Below are 17,823 nucleotides of genomic sequence, written 5' to 3'. Positions count from 1 at the left end.
CAAATACCTCCTAAACTGTTATAATTTATTATTTAATGCGTCGGCTAATTCATTAAATCGATCCCAATCAGCAACTGATACACCAGAAGCATTTGGATGACCACCGCCTCCAAAGTCGCTAGCAATATCATTGATTACAATACCTTTAGAGCGAATGCGACATCTGATTTCAGAGCCTTCATCCACACCAAACACCCAAATTTTCAAGCCTTTAATGTCAGCAATCGCATTGACAAATAATGATGCTTCATTTGGTGCAATATCAAATTGCTTTAGTACCTCTTTTGTAATGATGACCTTACAAAAACCTTTATCATTTAAATCGAAATTTTGTAAAACATAGCCTTGGAATGGCAATAAGGCTGGATCCTTTTCACCTAATTTATTCAGTTCTTCATTATGACTAAACGGAAACTGTAATAAGTGACTAGCTACTTCTAGCGTATGCGACGTTGTATTATTAAATAAGAAACGTCCTGTATCTCCTACGATACCTAAATATAGCAATCTAGCTGTTGCGGCATCTATCAATGATATATCGTTAAAATGATTTATAAAATCAAATATAATTTCACTTGTAGAAGATGCTTGATCATTAACATAATTTAAGTCACCGTATTGATCCACTGCGGGATGGTGATCAATTTTAATAAGGTACTGACCTAAATCAAATCGTGTATCACTAATACGTGGCGCATTTGCAGTGTCACAAACAATGACTAATGCTCCTTGGTAATCTTCATTTGTTAACGTATCAAACGTACCAATAAAGTCTAATGATGGTTCAGCTTCTCCAACAGCATAAATATTTTTCTCTGGAAACTTTAACTTCAAGTAAGACTGTAAACCTAATTGCGAACCGTATGCATCAGGGTCTGGTCTAACGTGTCTATGAATAATTACAGTGTCACTTTCTTGTATTTTATTCATTATTTCATTAAATTCTGTTGTCATTTCTCTCTCTTCCTTTTCTAAAATGGATTTTTTCTGCATTAATCTATCATTTGGCAAATAATCATCGCTTTAGCAACTTGTTGTCCTTCATTCGACATCTTAACTTCTAACTTCGCGAAGTTTCTACCAACATCTAACATGTCATATTGTACCGTTAATTCTGATTCGATTTGTACTGTTTTAATATATATAATATTCAAACTCTCAATCATCACTTCTAGTTTTTTTAGTTTTCGAATTTCATATCTAATTGTTTCTTCAATAATTGCAACAAAAACAGCTTTACTTAATGTACCAAATTGGTTCGTTAATAAAGGTGTTATCTGAACTTGTATGCCTTCTCCACCAATGGTAATGTGCTTAGCAATTTGGTCGTTAATTGTTTCCCCTACTTGAGGTTGTCTGCTCAATAATTGCATTGCAGTTAATACATCTTTTCTCGTAATAACCCCTATCAACTTTTTACTTACCGTTGTTACAGGCAATAATTCGATACCTTCCCAAATCATCATATGCGCACAATTAGCAACTGTGGTCGACAATTGAACATTGATTGGTGATTTAGTCATATAATTAGCAATCGTATCTTGTTCATCCATCTTAATAATTTCCTTACTGGTTACGATACCAACTAAACGCCAATCTTCATCAATCACTGGAAAACGAGTATGACCAGTTTTCTTAGCTTTATCTTTATAATCAGCCAAAGTCATATGATCAAATATAACTGTATCACCTTGTACGGACTTTACAATATCTTCAACGACCAAAATTTCCTTACGAATCATTTGGTTATACATAGCTCTATTGATAATATTTGCTACTAAGTAAGTATCATAATTCGAAGAAATAATCGGTAAATCATGTTCGTCAGCATATTTAATAATCTCATTCGAAGTGCTAAATCCACCAGTTATCAACACGGCACTTCCTCTTTCCAATGCTGCTAACTGGACATCCTTTCTATTACCTACAATAAGCAAGGTATGTGCACTTAAGTACTTAATTACATCCTCTATCTCCATCGCGCCGATTGCAAATTTTGACAATGTTTTTATTAATCCATTACGCCCGCCTAATACTTGTCCATCAATTATCTTTACTATTTCACCAAAGGTCAATTGTTCGATTTGCTCTCTTGATTTCTTTTCAATACGTACAGTACCTACTCTATCAATCGTTGCAACCAGCCCTAGTTGTCCTGCGTCTTTGATTGCACGGTAAGCAGTCCCCTCCGAAACATTTAAGTCCTTTGCTATTTTACGAACAGAAATTTTCTGCCCGATAGCGAGTGATTCAATATAAGATAATATTTGTTCATGTTTTGTCATGTGAATAACCTCATTTATTTTTGAACCGTTTCTCTGATATTATAACTTTTTATATATAAAAATGCGATGTAACAATTCAAAATATAGTGATTTATAATAAATTTTAGTCTCCTTTGGAGTAAAGTTGGCATTAAAATTCTATTTTGCCATATTTATATGTAAATTATTATAATTTAATTGCAATTATGATTAGTCTTTTATTAAAATACTATTTAAGGAGGGATGAACGAATGTTCAAAAATATTTTACTCGGTGTAGATACAACACTTAAAAATGAAAAAGCTTTAGAACAAGTTTCAAAATTATCAGGCGAAGGTACTATTGTAACGATTTTAAATGCAATTAGCGAACAAGACGCACAAACTTCAATCAAATCTGGTGTACATCTAGATAAACTTGTTGAAAAACGTAGTGAAGGTTTAGAAAGTACACGTAATGCCCTAGATGATTATGGCATAAACTATGATGAAATTATTGTACGTGGTAATGCCAAGGAAGAATTAGTCAAACACGCAAATAGCGGTAAATACGAAATCGTCGTCTTAAGTAACCGAAAAGCCGAAGATAAGAAAAAATTCGTCTTGGGTAGCGTAAGCCATAAAGTTGCTAAACGAGCGAACATCCCTGTACTCATTGTAAAGTAATATTAAAAAGTCTGAAGTTCTACAAAGTTCTTCAGGCTTTTTATTTTTGTTGATCATACCTCATATTATAAATAATCTTCTCTGCAACGTTAGCACAGTTACGGTAACTCTTTACATACAACCCCTTTAACGAAACATAATATCCATTACTTAAAAAATCCACTAACCATAAATTATTGTTTAAGTAACGTTTAGGAATAATATTCTATTTTCTTTAGACACAAAAAATAAGTTATGGAGAAATCGTATATATACGATTTCTCCATAACTTATTAATTAATTAAAATTTTACAGCTTCACCAGGTTCTAATATTTGTACTTCACCAACTGAGACTGCTGCTTTAAACTCGTTTGGATCCTGTTTGATTAAATCAAATGTATTATAGTGAATTGGAACCGTCACTTTCGGTTTAATAAATTCATTTATTGCATAACTTGCATCGTCGATACCCATAGTGAAATTATCACCGATGGGTACGAAGCAAATATCTACTGGATGACGATCCGCAATTAATTTCATATCACTAAATAGACCTGTATCACCTGTGTGATAAATCGTCTTACCTTCAATTTCTAATACTACGCCCATTGGCATACCTAAATAAACTGGTATTCCATTATCATCAGTTAGACTTGAACTATGAAATGCTTGTACAAATTTCACGCTACCAAATTCAAATTCAGCTTTACCACCAATATTCATCGGTCTGACATTTTCCACATTTTTATTTGTAGTAATATAATCAGCTAGTTCAGCAGATCCAATAACAGTAGCATGATTTCTATTGGCTAGTTCAACAGTGTCACCAAAATGATCACCATGACCATGCGTTAAAATAATATAATCAACCTCTAACGTACTAGGATCTAAATCTGAAAGCTCGTTTCCTGTAATAAATGGGTCAACGATTACCTTCTTACCATTAGCTTCAAAATATATTGTTGATTGTCCATGAAAAGATAATTTCATATTAGTTAAATCCTCCCAATTGTCTATTTGAAATTACTATACCACGTGAACGTATTTTTATAACACAAGTCTAACCTAAATGCTCACTATATAATGTAGATTTTCCTGAAAAAAACATTAAAGTTTTGAATTCCACAAGAAACTAACATAAAATTGTAGTGAGCATGAATACAGGAGGATGATTTAATTTATGAAATTAGAACAAATTACAACCGAATTACAGCAACAGCAAGCTGATGCAGCATGGATTACCACACCATTGAATATTTTTTATTTTACAGGCTATTTAAGTGATCCTCATGAGCGTTTATTAGCATTATTAATTAAGAATAATGGTGAACAAATTTTATTTTGCCCACAACTAGAAGTTGACGAAGTAAAGAACTCTCCTTTCGAAGGTGAAATCATTGGTTATTTAGATACTGAAAATGCTTTAGATAAACATCATGCAACGTATAATAAATTGCTAATCGAAGCACATCACTTAACAGTACACCGTCAACGTGAATTAATTAATGCATTTAATGTCAATCAATTTGGTGATATTGATCAAACAATCAAAGCACTACGCAACGTTAAAAATGACAGTGAAATCACAAAAATTAAAAAAGCATGTGAACTTGCAGATAAGTGTATTGAAATTGGCGTAGCATACTTATCAGAAGGTGTTACAGAGCGTGAAGTTGTCAATCATATTGAAAATGAAATTAAGCGTTATGGTGTAAATGAAATGAGTTTCGATACGATGGTCCTATTCGGCGATCATGCAGCGTCACCACACGGTACACCTGGAAATCGTAAGCTTCAACAGGATGAATTTGTGTTATTTGATTTAGGTGTCATTTATGATAATTATTGCAGTGATATGACACGAACAGTCCAATTTGGAACTCCAAGTAAAGAAGCGCAAGCTATCTATGATGTGGTATTAAAGGCTGAACTAGAAGCAATCGCCGCAATTAAACCTGGTGTCACGATTAAAGATGTTGATGCAATTGCTAGAAATATTATAAGCGAAGCGGGTTATGGCGAATATTTCCCTCACAGACTTGGACATGGTTTAGGCTTAGAGGAGCATGAATATCAAGATGTATCTAGTTCAAACAACAATCAATTCGAGGCTGGTATGGTAGTCACTGTGGAGCCTGGTGTATATGTACCTGGTGTTGCAGGAGTACGTATTGAAGATGATATCTTAGTTACAGAAGACGGTTATGAAATTTTAACAGGATATGAAAAATGATTAAAGAAGCTGTAGTAGAAACGATTCAACAAGTTGAAGAAGCTATTGCAAATGGCGCTAACCGTATTGAATTATGCGATAATTTAGCAGTGGGTGGTACAACACCAAGCTATGGTATGATAGAAATTGCGGCTGAAATTTGCCATCTCAATCATGTTGAACTGGCAGTGATGATTAGACCACGTGGTGGTAATTTCGTCTATAGTCTATATGATATTGAAATTATGCAGCGTGATATCAAAGCATTAAAGTCACTCAATGTCGATTATTTTGTATTTGGATGTCTAACAGAAGATTACACACTTAATGAATGGCAAATGAAGACTTTAAAGCAACTTGCCGCACCGGTTCAATCAGTTTGTCATATGGCTTTCGATGAGATTCACCAACGAGGTCAAATCAAAGCATTACACCAATTAATCGATTTAGGATTCACACGTTTATTAACTCATGGCGGTCCTGCTGGAACTAATATTTTCGATAATTTAAATCATTTAGGAAAATTAGTCGTCAATTCTGGCGGAAAAATTGAAATTATGCCTGGAGGAGGCGTAACGAAAGATAATGTTCAATCTTTACTCGACGCTTTCCCCTTCCAAGAAGTACATGGTACTAAAATAGTTTAAGGGTATCCTATAAACTATTTGCAAAACGTCTTAAAATAACTCATAACAACAAAAAAACAGGTCATCACTAACGATTGTATATAACCTCTAAGTGATGATCTGTTTATTTATTATCAATCCATGTCAATTTATTATAAAGCTTATTTTAAGGCTGCATCAATTGCACTGTATGACATATCAAATGCCTCTGCCACGCCTTTGTTTGTCAACTGTCCATTAATAGTATTTAAACCTAATGCCAATGCTGGGTTATCTTGTAGAGCCTTTAAATAACCTTTACCAGCAAGCTGTTGTGCATATGGTAATGTAGCATTATTTAATGCAATCGTTGATGTTCTTGGAACTGCACCTGGCATATTTGCCACAGCATAATGGACAACACCATGTTTTTTATATGTTGGCGCATCATGTGTAGTAATATGATCCGTAGTTTCAAAAATACCACCTTGGTCAATGGCAATGTCAACAATTACAGCCCCGTCTCTCATACCTTTAACCATTTCTTCAGTTACCAAGTTTGGTGCTTTTGCACCTGGTATTAATACTGCTCCGATAACTAAATCACTATCTTTAACACAATTCTCTATATTTAAAGGATTTGACATGATAGTATGCACTCTACCATCAAACAAATCATCAATTTCTTGTAAACGTTTTGGATTTACATCTAAAATTGTAACATCTGCACCAAGTCCTAATGCAATTTTAGCTGCATTTGTTCCGGCTTGTCCACCACCAATAATAGATACACGGCCTTTAGATACACCCGGTACGCCACCTAATAAGATACCCATACCGCCTTTATATTTTTGTAAGAACTCTGCACCAATTTGAGCTGACATACGTCCCGCTACTTCACTCATTGGTGTCAATAGTGGCAATGAGCGATCAGGTAATTGCACAGTTTCATACGCAATACCTACCACTTTATTGTCTAATAACGCTCTTGTTAATTTTTCTTCGTTTGCCAAATGTAAATAAGTGAATAAAATTAGCCCCTCTTTAAAGAATTGGAATTCTTCTTCCAATGGTTCTTTAACTTTCATCACCATATCTACGTCCCATACTTCGGATGGTTCCTTAACAATTTTAGCCCCTGCTTCTGTATAGTCAACATCTTCAAAATATGACCCCAAACCTGCAGATTGTTCAACTATTACAGTATGTCCTTGTTCAACTAAAGCGTGAACACCACTTGGTGAAAGACTCACCCTGTTTTCATTATTTTTTATTTCTTTTGGAATACCAATAATCATTACATCCACCTCCAAATTTATAGTAACGCGTATCTTATGAAAGCGCAATCATAGTTTAGGGAAGTTTTACAACATTTAAATTGTGTTAATATTCTGTAAATGGTGGTATACTATAACCAAGAAGAATTAAGGAGGTAATTGTGATGCTAACTTATAAAAATATTTTAATTGCTGTAGATGGATCACATGAAGCTGAATGGGCATTTAACAAAGCTGTAGATGTTGCAAAACGTAACGACGCGAAACTAACAGTCGTAAATGTAATTGATTCTAGAACTTACTCATCATATGAAGTATATGATGCACAGTTCACTGAGAAATCTAAGAACTTTTCCGAAGATCTTCTCAACGGCTATAAGGAAGTCGCTACAAACGCAGGTGTCGCAAATGTGGAAACACGCTTAGAATTTGGTTCACCTAAAGCTATTATTCCTAAAAAATTAGCTGCTGATGTAGATGCAGATTTAATTATGTGTGGTACATCAGGACTCAATGCTGTTGAACGTTTTATCGTAGGATCTGTATCTGAAGCAATTGTTCGCCATTCACCTTGTGATGTATTAGTCGTTAGAACTGAAGAAATCCCAGAGGACTTCCAACCACAAGTAGCAACTGATGAATTCAGATCACAATACCAAGCTCGTTAATATTGATTGTATATTACTTTGTTGGTCATTAGACGCGCAGTAATATAATCTCAAATATTTTCTAGATAAATGCCTAAGTTATAATTACTTAGACAAATGAAAATCGACAATTTCTATTGATATCACATAGAAGTTGTCGATTTTTTATTCATTAAAGATATAACTTAAATCACCCTACTAATTTCAAAAGCTAACATTCAAACTAAAAATTTCACGTCACCTACACTGTAAATTTCTCAAACCTGAAGTTGCATTAATATGAAAATTATCATATTAATCCAATTGATAAATTATCTTCATGTTCACTTCATAAATCTACTTTATGATAGATTTAACTTAAAAATGAAAGGATGAAGCGCATGCGCAATTTAAACAAATTAATCATTTCTAGTATTACAATTGGTATGATCTCAATTACAACTCTAAACTCCCCTACATACATAGATGCTCAATCTCAACAAAACCATTCAGTTGAACATTTGAAATGGATAGATACAACAACCATACCTCACAATCAATCATACAAAGGCACAACTGTTGGTGGTTTATCAGGTATCTCGTACGATGCTAAAAACAACAATTGGTATCTAGCAAGTGATGACCGTTCAGAAAAGAGTCCGGCAAGATTTTACGAAGCAAAAATTAATTATAATCAACATGGCTTTAAGCACACAAAATTCACTAATGTACATACATTTAAACAACCTGATGGTTCAAGCTATCCAAATAAAAATAAATACCAACACCAAGAGAATCAGGCAGTGGCAGACATAGAATCAGTTAGAATAGATCCAATAACACAAAACATATTATATACGAGTGAGGGTGACCGTTCCTTAGGCTTAAACCCCTTTATAAGAGAAGCTGATTCAACCGGTCAGTTTCTTGCTGACATACCTATTACAAACAATATAAAAATGGATAAAGATAATAAACATGGCTTTAGAAATAACCTTGCGCTAGAAGGCAGCACATTTTCAACAGACGGGCAGTCAATTTGGACTTCAATGGAAGGTTCACTGCTACAAGACGGACAAATATCAACTACACGTTCTGGATCGTTTTCACGAATTACTCAATATAATCGTAATGGTGAGTTAATATCAGAATATGCATACCCTCTCGATGCTGTACCTGGTAATCCTGGTGCAAATAAGACAGCAGAAAATGGCATTTCCGAAATGCTAGCGATTAATAATCATGAATTTTTAGCATTGGAACGTGCAAGTGTCCAATCAGCTGACGGAGCATACCATAATTATGTACGTATTTATAAATTTGACACTAAAAATGCTACTGAAATAAAAAATATGGACTCAATTAAGGATAAAAAAATCAAACCTGTTCATAAACAACTAGTTGCCAACCTAAATGAACAGGACATTGGTAAGATTGACAACATTGAAGGTATGACATTTGGCAAGCAATTACCAAATGGCAATGACAGTCTAGTACTTGTGACAGATAATAACTTTAATCAATCACAAAAAACTGAATTAATTGCTTTTGAAGTTCAACCAGAAGATAAATAAAACTAATTGTGTAATTTTAACAATTCAATATTTATGATAAATTTATAATTTCACAAAAAAGTAGTCACCCTATAGACAATATAGAGTGACTACTAATATGTTATGAAGCGTTTATCATATTAATTTTCTCTAGGTAACTATTATTTAACGTTACCAAATTCAACAACATCTCTTGCAATCATAACTTCTTCATTTGTAGGAATTACAATGACTTTTACTGGAGAATGTGGATAGTTGATAAAGCCTTCTTCACCGTGGATACCTTCATTCTTCTTAGCGTCCCAGTAAACTCCCATAAATTCCAAACCTTCTAATACTTTGGCTCTTACTGGATCAGAATTTTCACCGACACCTGCAGTAAAGACAATAACATCTACGCCATGCATACGTGTCGCATATGAACCAATATATTTATGAATTCGAGATGCAAATACGTCTAATGCAAGTTGCGCTCTTTCTTTACCTTCTTTAGACTCTTCAATGATGTCACGCAAATCACTAGAAGTTCCAGAAATACCAAGTAATCCTGATTCTTTGTTCAATGTGTTTAATACTTCTTCAGCACTCTTACCTGTTTTTTCCATAATAAATGGAATTAAAGCAGGGTCGATATTACCTGAACGCGTACCCATAGTTACACCTGCTAATGGTGTGAATCCCATTGATGTATCTACAGATTCCCCGCCATCGATAGCAGCAATTGATGCACCGTTCCCAATATGACAAGAAATAATACGCAATTCTTCTAATGGTTTACCTAGTATTTCAGCTGCACGTTGAGATACATATTTATGGCTCGTACCATGGAAACCGTATTTTCTAATGCCGTATTCTTCATAATATTGATATGGCAAACTATAAAGGAATGATTTTTCAGGCATAGTTTGGTGGAATGAAGTATCAAATACAGCAACATGTGGAATTTCTGGTAACAATTTACGGAAAGCACGAATTCCCATTAAGTTTGCAGGGTTGTGTAATGGTGCCAATTCGCTTAATGATTCGATTTGCTTTTCTACTTCATCAGTAACATATACTGATTCAGGGAATAGCTCTCCACCATGTACAACACGATGACCTGTACCATCTATATCATAAATACTGTCGATAATACCATGCTTTTTAAAGCTTTCTAACATAATATTTACGGCATCTTCATGATTCGCGATATCGTTTACTTCTGTAATTTTTTCTCCATTGACTTCAATAGTAAAAATAGAGTCCTTTAAACCAATTCTTTCGATAAGTCCTTTAGTAACAAGATTTTCGTCCGGCATTTCAATAAGTTGAAATTTCAATGATGAACTACCAGCGTTAATGGCCAAAACTAATTTTGACATAAACATAATGCCTCCAATTTTAATTAAGTTTTTTATATCCATATCTATTTAATCATTAATACAGGTTGAATTCAAGAGTATTACAGTTTAATTTTCAGGGTGATTTTGCTCCATCCATGCATTCAAATCTTGTAAAAATGCCTGGAACTGTTGTGGGTTTTTAAAGTCAGGTATATTGGCAAGCAATACTTCTACAGGTTTCGTGATTTGAGCTTCTTTCTTCTGTAGCACTAATATTGATTTACGTGCATTTTCATTTTTAAACAATGTTGCAGGTAAATTTAAAAATGCTTGCATTTCTGTTTCTGTTGCAATGAAATTCTGTAACTGTTTCACATTATCACCTTCAAAGATATTGCTCGGTACTACTAAGAAAGCGTAACCTGATTGTTTCAATGCAGTTACTGCTTGTTCTATTAATAAATGATGAGAATAACTATGCCCCTCTTTAAAGCCCAGTGCCATTTCTTGGCTTCGATCATCAACTGGATAATAACCAATAGGTAAATCCCCAATAACGACGTCTGCATCTTCAAAAGGCAGTGGCATAATTGCATCTTGTGGGTAAACATCAAATGGTATTTCTAAGAAATTAGCTAAGTGAACGCTCACTCTTGATAATACTGGATCTACTTCAACTAAATGATGCATTAATGAATGATCAGATAACACTTCATGTACTGAAGCACTTAAATGACCTGCTCCACTTGCGATATCTGCGATGTGCATTTCTTCATTTTTCTTTAAAAAACGTTGTGCTAAAAATCCAAGAATCAAACCAATAGAGTCAGGTGTGATTTGGTGGTTCGCTTGTATATCTTCTTGTTGTAGTAAGCTTAGATAAGAAAATTGAAATGCCTTTCTACGATCTTGTAATGTAGCCTGTTCTAAAAGGTCTCTATTATTTCTATATATATCTTCCATAGCTAGCCCTAAGTTTTCAATAAAACTTTGACCATTTTCCTCATTTAATGATTTTGCCTTTTCGTCAAGCGCTTTAAATAATTTTTCCATTATTGTTACTGTTTCTTCTTGTGCCATTTAATAGTCCTTTCTAAAAAAACTGTCCATAATTCGTTTGAAATAAGTTAATAACTAACTCATATTACCAAATAATTATGGACAGTATGCTTTATAATGTCAATGATACTGTTTGATTGTTAAACTACAGTTACTAAGTTAAAAGTTTTTCAATCACACATTTATTAAATTATAAGTTTTTATATGCTGCTAATGCAGATTCGAAATCAGGGAAATCAGTTCCTTCTGGAACGATTTCAGTATAAACAACTTTATTATCTTTATCTAAAACGAATACTGAACGTGCTAATAAACGTAAGTCATCCATTACTACACCATAATTTTTACCAAATGAAAGATCTTTATGGTCACTTAAAGTAACTACGTTATCTAAACCATTAGCTGCACACCATCTTTTTTGTGCAAATGGTAAATCAGCAGAAATCGTTAATACAACACCTTCTTCTTGTGCTGCTTCTTCGTTAAATTTACGTGTTTGTTGATCACATACACCTGTATCTATAGATGGCACAACACTAATTAATTTCTTTTGGCCATCATAAGTTGATAAATTCACCGCATTTAAGTCGTTGTCTAATACTGTAAAGTCCGGAGCCACATCTCCTTCGTTTACTTGTGAGCCTGATAATGTCATTGGTTCTTGTTTAAATGTAATTTGCGTCATTTGTACGCCTCCTATAAATAAGTGCTTTCCTTTACATTATAACTTTTTATAGTCTTGAAATAAAATTTCCTGATTTAAAATCGTTTATAATTACTTTAAATAATACAAATCATTCATTTTTTCAAAATAAATGTCACTTTATCATTATCCCAATTATATAATAACTCATATTGAATAACGATTAATGCGTTCATTTTACGCAACATCAAACTCCAACTATCTTACAAGATTTTTTATGTTAATTGAAATAATTTAATACATATAAACAGTGCTACTAACAACAAAGACCGCATCATTAACAATACATGTTAATGATGCGGCCATCCCCTATTTATATTGAATTGATATCATTAGAACTTATGACATTTGTGTAATATAATCATAAATATTTTTAATAATTAAAATGGCAGTTACAACTATAAATAATCCTTTTACATAGCCTACACCTTTTTTAATAGCAAATTGTGCGCCAACATAAGACCCTGCAATCATGCTTACTGCCATAATCAAACCATAAAAATAATCAACTTCATGTAGACAAATAAACAAGATGAGTGCACCTAGGTTCGAAGCAAAATTAAGTACTTTTGCATTACCAGCTGCACCTAAAAAATCAAAGCCAAACATTAATAAAACAAATAACATAAACGAACCGGTACCTCCACCGAGGAAACCATCATAGAAACCAATTAAACACATAAGTGAAACAAATAAAATGGCCTTACCTAGACTAAGTTTCGTAAATGTTCGTACACTGCCCCAGTCCTTTTTCACTAATGTGTATATCATCACTAATGTTAACACTACAATTACAACCGGCTTTAAAAGTTCAGCAGGTAGAAATGTAGCAACACTTGCCCCAATCATTGCCATGACAAAAATAATCGGGAACAGTTTAGCAACTATCTTTAAATCTACTTTACCAGAGCGCAAAAATCTAAATGCGCTCGTCATCGAACCAAAGGCACTGGCTAATTTATTCGTACCCAACGCCATTGAGGGTTGCATTCCGACTGCTAATAATGCAGGGATAGAAATCAGTCCACCACCGCCCACAACAGCATCTATAAATGCTGCTAAAAATCCTAATAATATCACTATAATTACTATTGATACATTCCACTCTAACATTTGATTACCCCTTTATATTCATGATTTCAAAACAGTTTACACTTTAGCTACCTAAGCTTGACGTACATATTTCATGAATTAAAATAAATCGTCTGCCAGTGCTTGTGTTTCTGTATCTTTATCACTTTGATAATCTTTAGTTATAGTTAGTGTTTCAATACCATCCACCGCTTCTTGAACAAGTGGTTCAAAATCAAAGCCATCTTCATACTTTTCAACTTTATCAAAATCAGGTTCAGTAACAGGATTCTTTGGCGTGAAAATCGTGCAACAATCTTCAAATGGTTGAATTGACACGTCATAAGTGCCAATTGCTTTAGCCTTTTTAACAATTTCTTCTTTATCCAAAGTTAACAATGGACGTAATACAGGCGTAGAAGTGACATGATTAATTGCATACATACTCTTTAACGTTTGACTTGCGACTTGCCCTAAATTCTCACCATTTACGATAGCATTAGCATCAATTTGATGTACTAATTTATCAGCAACACGCATCATCATTCGTCTTGTAGACGTCATTGTATAACGTTCATGAACCACTTTATTTACTTGTTTCTGTAATGTGGTGAATGGCACAATATGCAATTTGATAGGACCCACATGTGCAGATAAGATACGTGTCAGTTCAATAACCTTTTCCTTTGCTTTCTCACTTGTAAACGGCGGACTATGAAAGTGAATCGCTTCAATCGTAACACCGCGGCGCATGACTTCCATACCTGCAACCGGAGAATCAATACCACCAGATAACATCAATAATGTCTTTCCACCAGTGCCAACAGGCAAGCCGCCCGCCCCTGGAATAACTTCATCATAAATATACACTGCGTCTAAGCGTACCTCTACCTTTATCGTATGGTCTGGGTTGCGAACATTGACAGATACATGTTCAGCCCCTTGTAATACAGCGCCACCAACTTCTCGTTGTATTTCATAAGTATCATATGGAAATTGTTTATCTGAACGTTTCACGTCAATCTTGAAAGTGTCACCGTCATTATATCCTTTAGCAAATTCAATTGCTTGCTCCTTAATAGCATCCATAGTTTTGTCTATTTTTAGGACTGGACTGATAGAATATATGCCAAAGACTTTCGATAGCCTTTGACTCATTTCTTTAATATCTGCACCTTCTTCTAGTTCGATATACATTCTATCTCTATTAGCTTTCACTTTATACCCTTGTAATGGCATTAATGAACGCTTTACATTTGAACGTAATTGATTGACGAACATCTTACGATTTGCACCTTTTAATGTTAATTCGCCATACCTTACTAATAAATGATCATATATCATTTTAACAACTCCCTTACTTCTTCATATACTGCTTTAAATTTATCTTTAAAGGTTTCAATATCATTGTCTGTCGTATTAGCGCCTAATGATATTCGAATACTTCCTTCGATTTGAATTGCTGGTATACCCATTGCCAATAGTACTTCATTTAAACTTGATTTCTTAGACGAACATGCACTTGTTGTTGATAACATAACATTGTGTTTTGAGAAGGCATTCACTAATACTTCACCTTTAACACCTGGGAACCCAATATTTATGATATGTGGTGCAGCTGCACTTGGTGAATTAATGATTACATTGGGAAAGTTCTGTATATAAGCCTTGATCTGTTCATTGTATTGATTGAGTTGTCTATTTAATGATTGCGTGTGCTGTACAGCATATTTCAAGGCTTTAACAATAGAAATATCGACTGGTAAATTAACTGTCCCACTACGCAAGCCATATTCCTGACCTCCACCTTGCATGACAGGTATGATTTCATGTCTATTACGAACAAATAGTACACCTTGTCCTTTTAGACCATTAAACTTATGCCCACTTAAACTCAAAGTATCCACACCATCAAAAATTAACGGCACTTTGCCGACTGCTTGCACTGCATCTACATGTAAATGTGCTTTAGGATATGCACTGACAATATCTACAATTTCTGTAATTGGTTGTATTTGTCCCATAATATTATTGACATGCATACAAGTCACTAAGCCTACCTTATCATTCATTAAACTCTGTAAATGTTTAAGGTCTATTTGACCTTCTTTAGTAACATCAACATATTTAATCGTAAAGCCTTCTTCTTCTAAAGCACGGACCACTTCTAATACTGAAGGATGTTCCAAAACCGAGGTTATAATTTCATTTGCAAATAATTTTTTCTTACGTGCAACACCTTGTAGTGCAATATTATTTGATTCTGTCGCGCCACTTGTAAAAATAATATCAAATTCATTATCTAAATTAAACAATGATTTGATTTGTGCCTTAGCTTGATTTAATAATTGTTCTGCTTGTAAACCAGCCTGATGTGGACTATTAGGATTAAAATATAGCGATTGATTCACCTTTAAAAATGTATCTAAAACATCTTGATTTGGTTTGGTCGTAGCAGCATTATCAAGATATATCACAACGTTATCCTCCTCAATTAATTTATTACTTATCATGGAATTGGTAATATTTATAACCTAGAATATAATTTATCTTACAAATTAAACATTACCTAAATGATTTAAAGTTCCTTAATATTTAATAGTACATTTATAAATGTACTTACCCTTTTAGCATTATACTCGTATTTCCAAAAAAGAAAAGACACGAAATAATAAAATCATTTCGTGTCTTTCATCTACCGTTCTACATTTAAAAATAATTAACCAGTCACTTGAGACTCAATGTGCTTTGTAACACCAGGCTCAACACTTTCTAAAGCTTGTTCTGAAATTTCAATTGAACGTTTATATCTATTATTTTTAAATAATCGTTCTGCTTCATTCAAGCTCTTATCTACGCCTGAATTATCTTTACGGTAACGATTACCATATTCGATTAATTTCTCTGCATAAACTGCATTTACCAAGACATCTGTAGCTTCGTCTTCAAATTTATTCATTTGTAATACGACTTTAGCTACTTTATCCTTTAACTGCTTCACATGAATTGGACGCACACTGAACTTTTTATTGACCTCTCTTACTTCGTAGTCAATTTCATTTTTCATAATAATAAATCTTTCAGGTACACTTGGTAAATTAGATGCAAGTAGCTTTCGATATACTTCTTCTTTTTTACTTTGGACGCGTAAGATATTTTCTTCGGCTTCAGCCTCATCTTCACGTAATTGAATAAGATGGTTTTGTAATTTTTCTTGTTTGTCATTAATAACTTCAACATGTTCTTCAATGTATTTCAAGTTATCTTGAACTTCACTATATCTTACAGCAGTCTTTGACATTTCCTTTAATATTTCATCATATACAGAAATTAGATTCTGAATTTCATTTTCAAACTGTCGTACATTTTGAACATCACTTTCGTTAATATAGTAATTTTCACGTACATATTCAATTTCAGTTTGTAATGTATAATTCATTTCCTTTGCTCTAAATAAATTATCTGTAATGACTTCTTTTGTTTCTTCTACATCATTTTTCGCTTTCACTTCATGTTCAATCAATTCATACATTTCGTCTAAACGATCATTAATACTGTTTAACTTATCGTTCGCGTCATCCAGTTCTAAACGACTAATCATAGGCTCAACAAAACTCAATTCCGTTTTTAAAGTTTGCAAATTACTATCGACCTTCACGTGATCAAGATCATAACCTTCAACTTTCAAGTCTCTACAGCCATATTTCAAATCTTGGAATTGACCTGGTAATTCTTTTTGAGCTTCCCTAATCAAGTCAGGGATTTCAGTCATGTCCTTTTTCAAGTAATTCATATCTTCATTTAATAATTTGATATGATCGTGAGCTTGATTATAATTGCCTTCTTCCTTTAAAGCTTCATACTGTTCCATTTCAGGCACAAATGATTCAATTTCTTGTTCTAACGGTTCTGCTGCTTCTCCAAATTGGTGTCGGTTTGCTAGAACATCTCGTTTCATCTCACGATAATCCACTTTGCATGCTTCATATAATTTGTCGTTTTGTTTATGTACAGATTGAATTTGTTCAACATCAGCAGTTACTTTTTTATAATTCTCTTCGTATTGATCCATTAACTCATGCGCTTCATCTATTTCTGTTTGAGCTTGTGAAAATTTAAATTTATATAATAAACCTTCTGCGTTATGGATTTTTTCGTCAAGTGGTTTCAAGTATTGCTGTTTGCTGTCTTCTGACGTTTTGTTTAGGCGATCATATGTAGATTTTGTTTCACCTGTTAATGTTAAATTTGATAACTGAGATACACTTTCATCGTATGGTAATTTTTCTACCTCAGCCTTTCGTTCTTCAGCCTTTTCAATCATTTGGCTTTTATTAGAACGCATATAGAATAATACACCGATAATAATCAGTACTATAACAATAATTGCTAAAATGATATACAACGCCATATGTTCTTCTCCTCCTATTTTATCACTACCTATTATAACGTACTTACCCACTTCATTAAAATAGAAATAGATGAA

The 17,823-nt window shown here is 33.6% G+C and carries 16 protein-coding genes; 5 read left to right on the top strand and 11 right to left on the bottom strand.

All coding sequences use genetic code 11. The features are described from left to right. Positions 1–18: 18 nt before the first annotated feature. Both SH09_RS04535 and SH09_RS04530 read right to left on the bottom strand, forming a co-directional pair. Positions 19–954 (bottom strand): DHH family phosphoesterase, encoded by a 936-nt coding sequence (locus SH09_RS04535; RefSeq protein WP_042738437.1) that lies wholly within the window; start codon positions 952–954, stop codon positions 19–21. 38 nt (positions 955–992) lie between these two features. After that, positions 993–2,285: a DRTGG domain-containing protein gene (locus tag SH09_RS04530; protein ID WP_042738436.1), complete on the bottom strand. Its 1,293-nt coding sequence runs from the start codon at positions 2,283–2,285 to the stop codon at positions 993–995. A gap of 230 nt (positions 2,286–2,515) precedes the next feature. On the opposite strand from SH09_RS04530, the gene SH09_RS04525 reads away from it, so the two are divergent. Next, entirely contained in the window at positions 2,516–2,929 is a 414-nt protein-coding gene (locus SH09_RS04525; RefSeq protein WP_042738435.1) for a universal stress protein, read from the top strand. 280 nt (positions 2,930–3,209) lie between these two features. Here SH09_RS04525 and SH09_RS04520 read toward each other — a convergent pair whose 3' ends face one another. Then, positions 3,210–3,899, bottom strand: a complete 690-nt coding sequence (locus SH09_RS04520; RefSeq protein ID WP_042738434.1) for a metal-dependent hydrolase — start codon at positions 3,897–3,899, stop codon at positions 3,210–3,212. Between the two features lie 190 nt (positions 3,900–4,089). On the opposite strand from SH09_RS04520, the gene SH09_RS04515 reads away from it, so the two are divergent. Beyond that, the gene (locus tag SH09_RS04515) at positions 4,090–5,142 is read left to right on the top strand and encodes a M24 family metallopeptidase (RefSeq protein WP_042738433.1); all 1,053 of its coding nucleotides are present in this window, start codon (positions 4,090–4,092) and stop codon (positions 5,140–5,142) included. Continuing rightward, positions 5,139–5,768, top strand: coding sequence for a copper homeostasis protein CutC (locus tag SH09_RS04510; protein WP_042738432.1), 630 nt, complete (start codon positions 5,139–5,141; stop codon positions 5,766–5,768). The genes SH09_RS04515 and SH09_RS04510 overlap by 4 nt, the downstream gene beginning before the upstream one ends. A gap of 140 nt (positions 5,769–5,908) precedes the next feature. Here the strand turns inward: SH09_RS04510 and ald are convergent, their stop codons facing one another. Further along, the gene (gene ald / locus SH09_RS04505; RefSeq protein ID WP_042738431.1) at positions 5,909–7,024 is read right to left on the bottom strand and encodes an alanine dehydrogenase; all 1,116 of its coding nucleotides are present in this window, start codon (positions 7,022–7,024) and stop codon (positions 5,909–5,911) included. A 143-nt stretch (positions 7,025–7,167) separates the two neighbouring features. Here ald and SH09_RS04500 point away from each other — a divergent pair, with 143 nt between their 5' ends. Next, positions 7,168–7,671: a universal stress protein gene (locus tag SH09_RS04500; RefSeq protein ID WP_042738430.1), complete on the top strand. Its 504-nt coding sequence runs from the start codon at positions 7,168–7,170 to the stop codon at positions 7,669–7,671. Between the two features lie 359 nt (positions 7,672–8,030). After that, positions 8,031–9,203: an esterase-like activity of phytase family protein gene (locus SH09_RS04495; protein ID WP_042738429.1), complete on the top strand. Its 1,173-nt coding sequence runs from the start codon at positions 8,031–8,033 to the stop codon at positions 9,201–9,203. A gap of 140 nt (positions 9,204–9,343) precedes the next feature. Here the strand turns inward: SH09_RS04495 and SH09_RS04490 are convergent, their stop codons facing one another. The 7 genes from SH09_RS04490 to ezrA form a co-directional block, all read right to left on the bottom strand. Then, positions 9,344–10,543 carry an acetate kinase gene (locus tag SH09_RS04490; protein WP_042738428.1) on the bottom strand — a complete coding sequence of 400 codons (1,200 nt, stop codon included), beginning with the start codon at positions 10,541–10,543 and terminating at the stop codon, positions 9,344–9,346. Between the two features lie 87 nt (positions 10,544–10,630). After that, positions 10,631–11,584 carry a class I SAM-dependent methyltransferase gene (locus SH09_RS04485; RefSeq protein WP_042738427.1) on the bottom strand — a complete coding sequence of 318 codons (954 nt, stop codon included), beginning with the start codon at positions 11,582–11,584 and terminating at the stop codon, positions 10,631–10,633. Between the two features lie 169 nt (positions 11,585–11,753). Beyond that, entirely contained in the window at positions 11,754–12,248 is a 495-nt protein-coding gene (gene tpx / locus SH09_RS04480) for a thiol peroxidase (RefSeq protein WP_042738426.1), read from the bottom strand. 357 nt (positions 12,249–12,605) lie between these two features. Next, positions 12,606–13,379: a sulfite exporter TauE/SafE family protein gene (locus tag SH09_RS04475; RefSeq protein WP_042738425.1), complete on the bottom strand. Its 774-nt coding sequence runs from the start codon at positions 13,377–13,379 to the stop codon at positions 12,606–12,608. Positions 13,380–13,457: 78 nt separating this feature from the next. Further along, complete coding sequence (gene thiI, locus SH09_RS04470; protein WP_042738424.1) at positions 13,458–14,681, bottom strand: tRNA uracil 4-sulfurtransferase ThiI; 1,224 nt, start codon at positions 14,679–14,681, stop codon at positions 13,458–13,460. Then, on the bottom strand, positions 14,678–15,814 hold the full coding sequence (locus SH09_RS04465; protein ID WP_042738423.1) for a cysteine desulfurase family protein: 1,137 nt from the start codon (positions 15,812–15,814) through the stop codon (positions 14,678–14,680). The genes thiI and SH09_RS04465 overlap by 4 nt, the downstream gene beginning before the upstream one ends. 242 nt (positions 15,815–16,056) lie before the next feature. Beyond that, positions 16,057–17,748, bottom strand: coding sequence for a septation ring formation regulator EzrA (gene ezrA, locus SH09_RS04460; protein ID WP_042738422.1), 1,692 nt, complete (start codon positions 17,746–17,748; stop codon positions 16,057–16,059). Between the last annotated feature and the right edge of the window lie 75 nt (positions 17,749–17,823).

It is taken from the genome of Staphylococcus gallinarum, from assembly GCF_000875895.1.
GTDB lineage: Bacteria > Bacillota > Bacilli > Staphylococcales > Staphylococcaceae > Staphylococcus > Staphylococcus gallinarum.
This window is presented reverse-complemented; position numbering and strand designations above follow the sequence as displayed.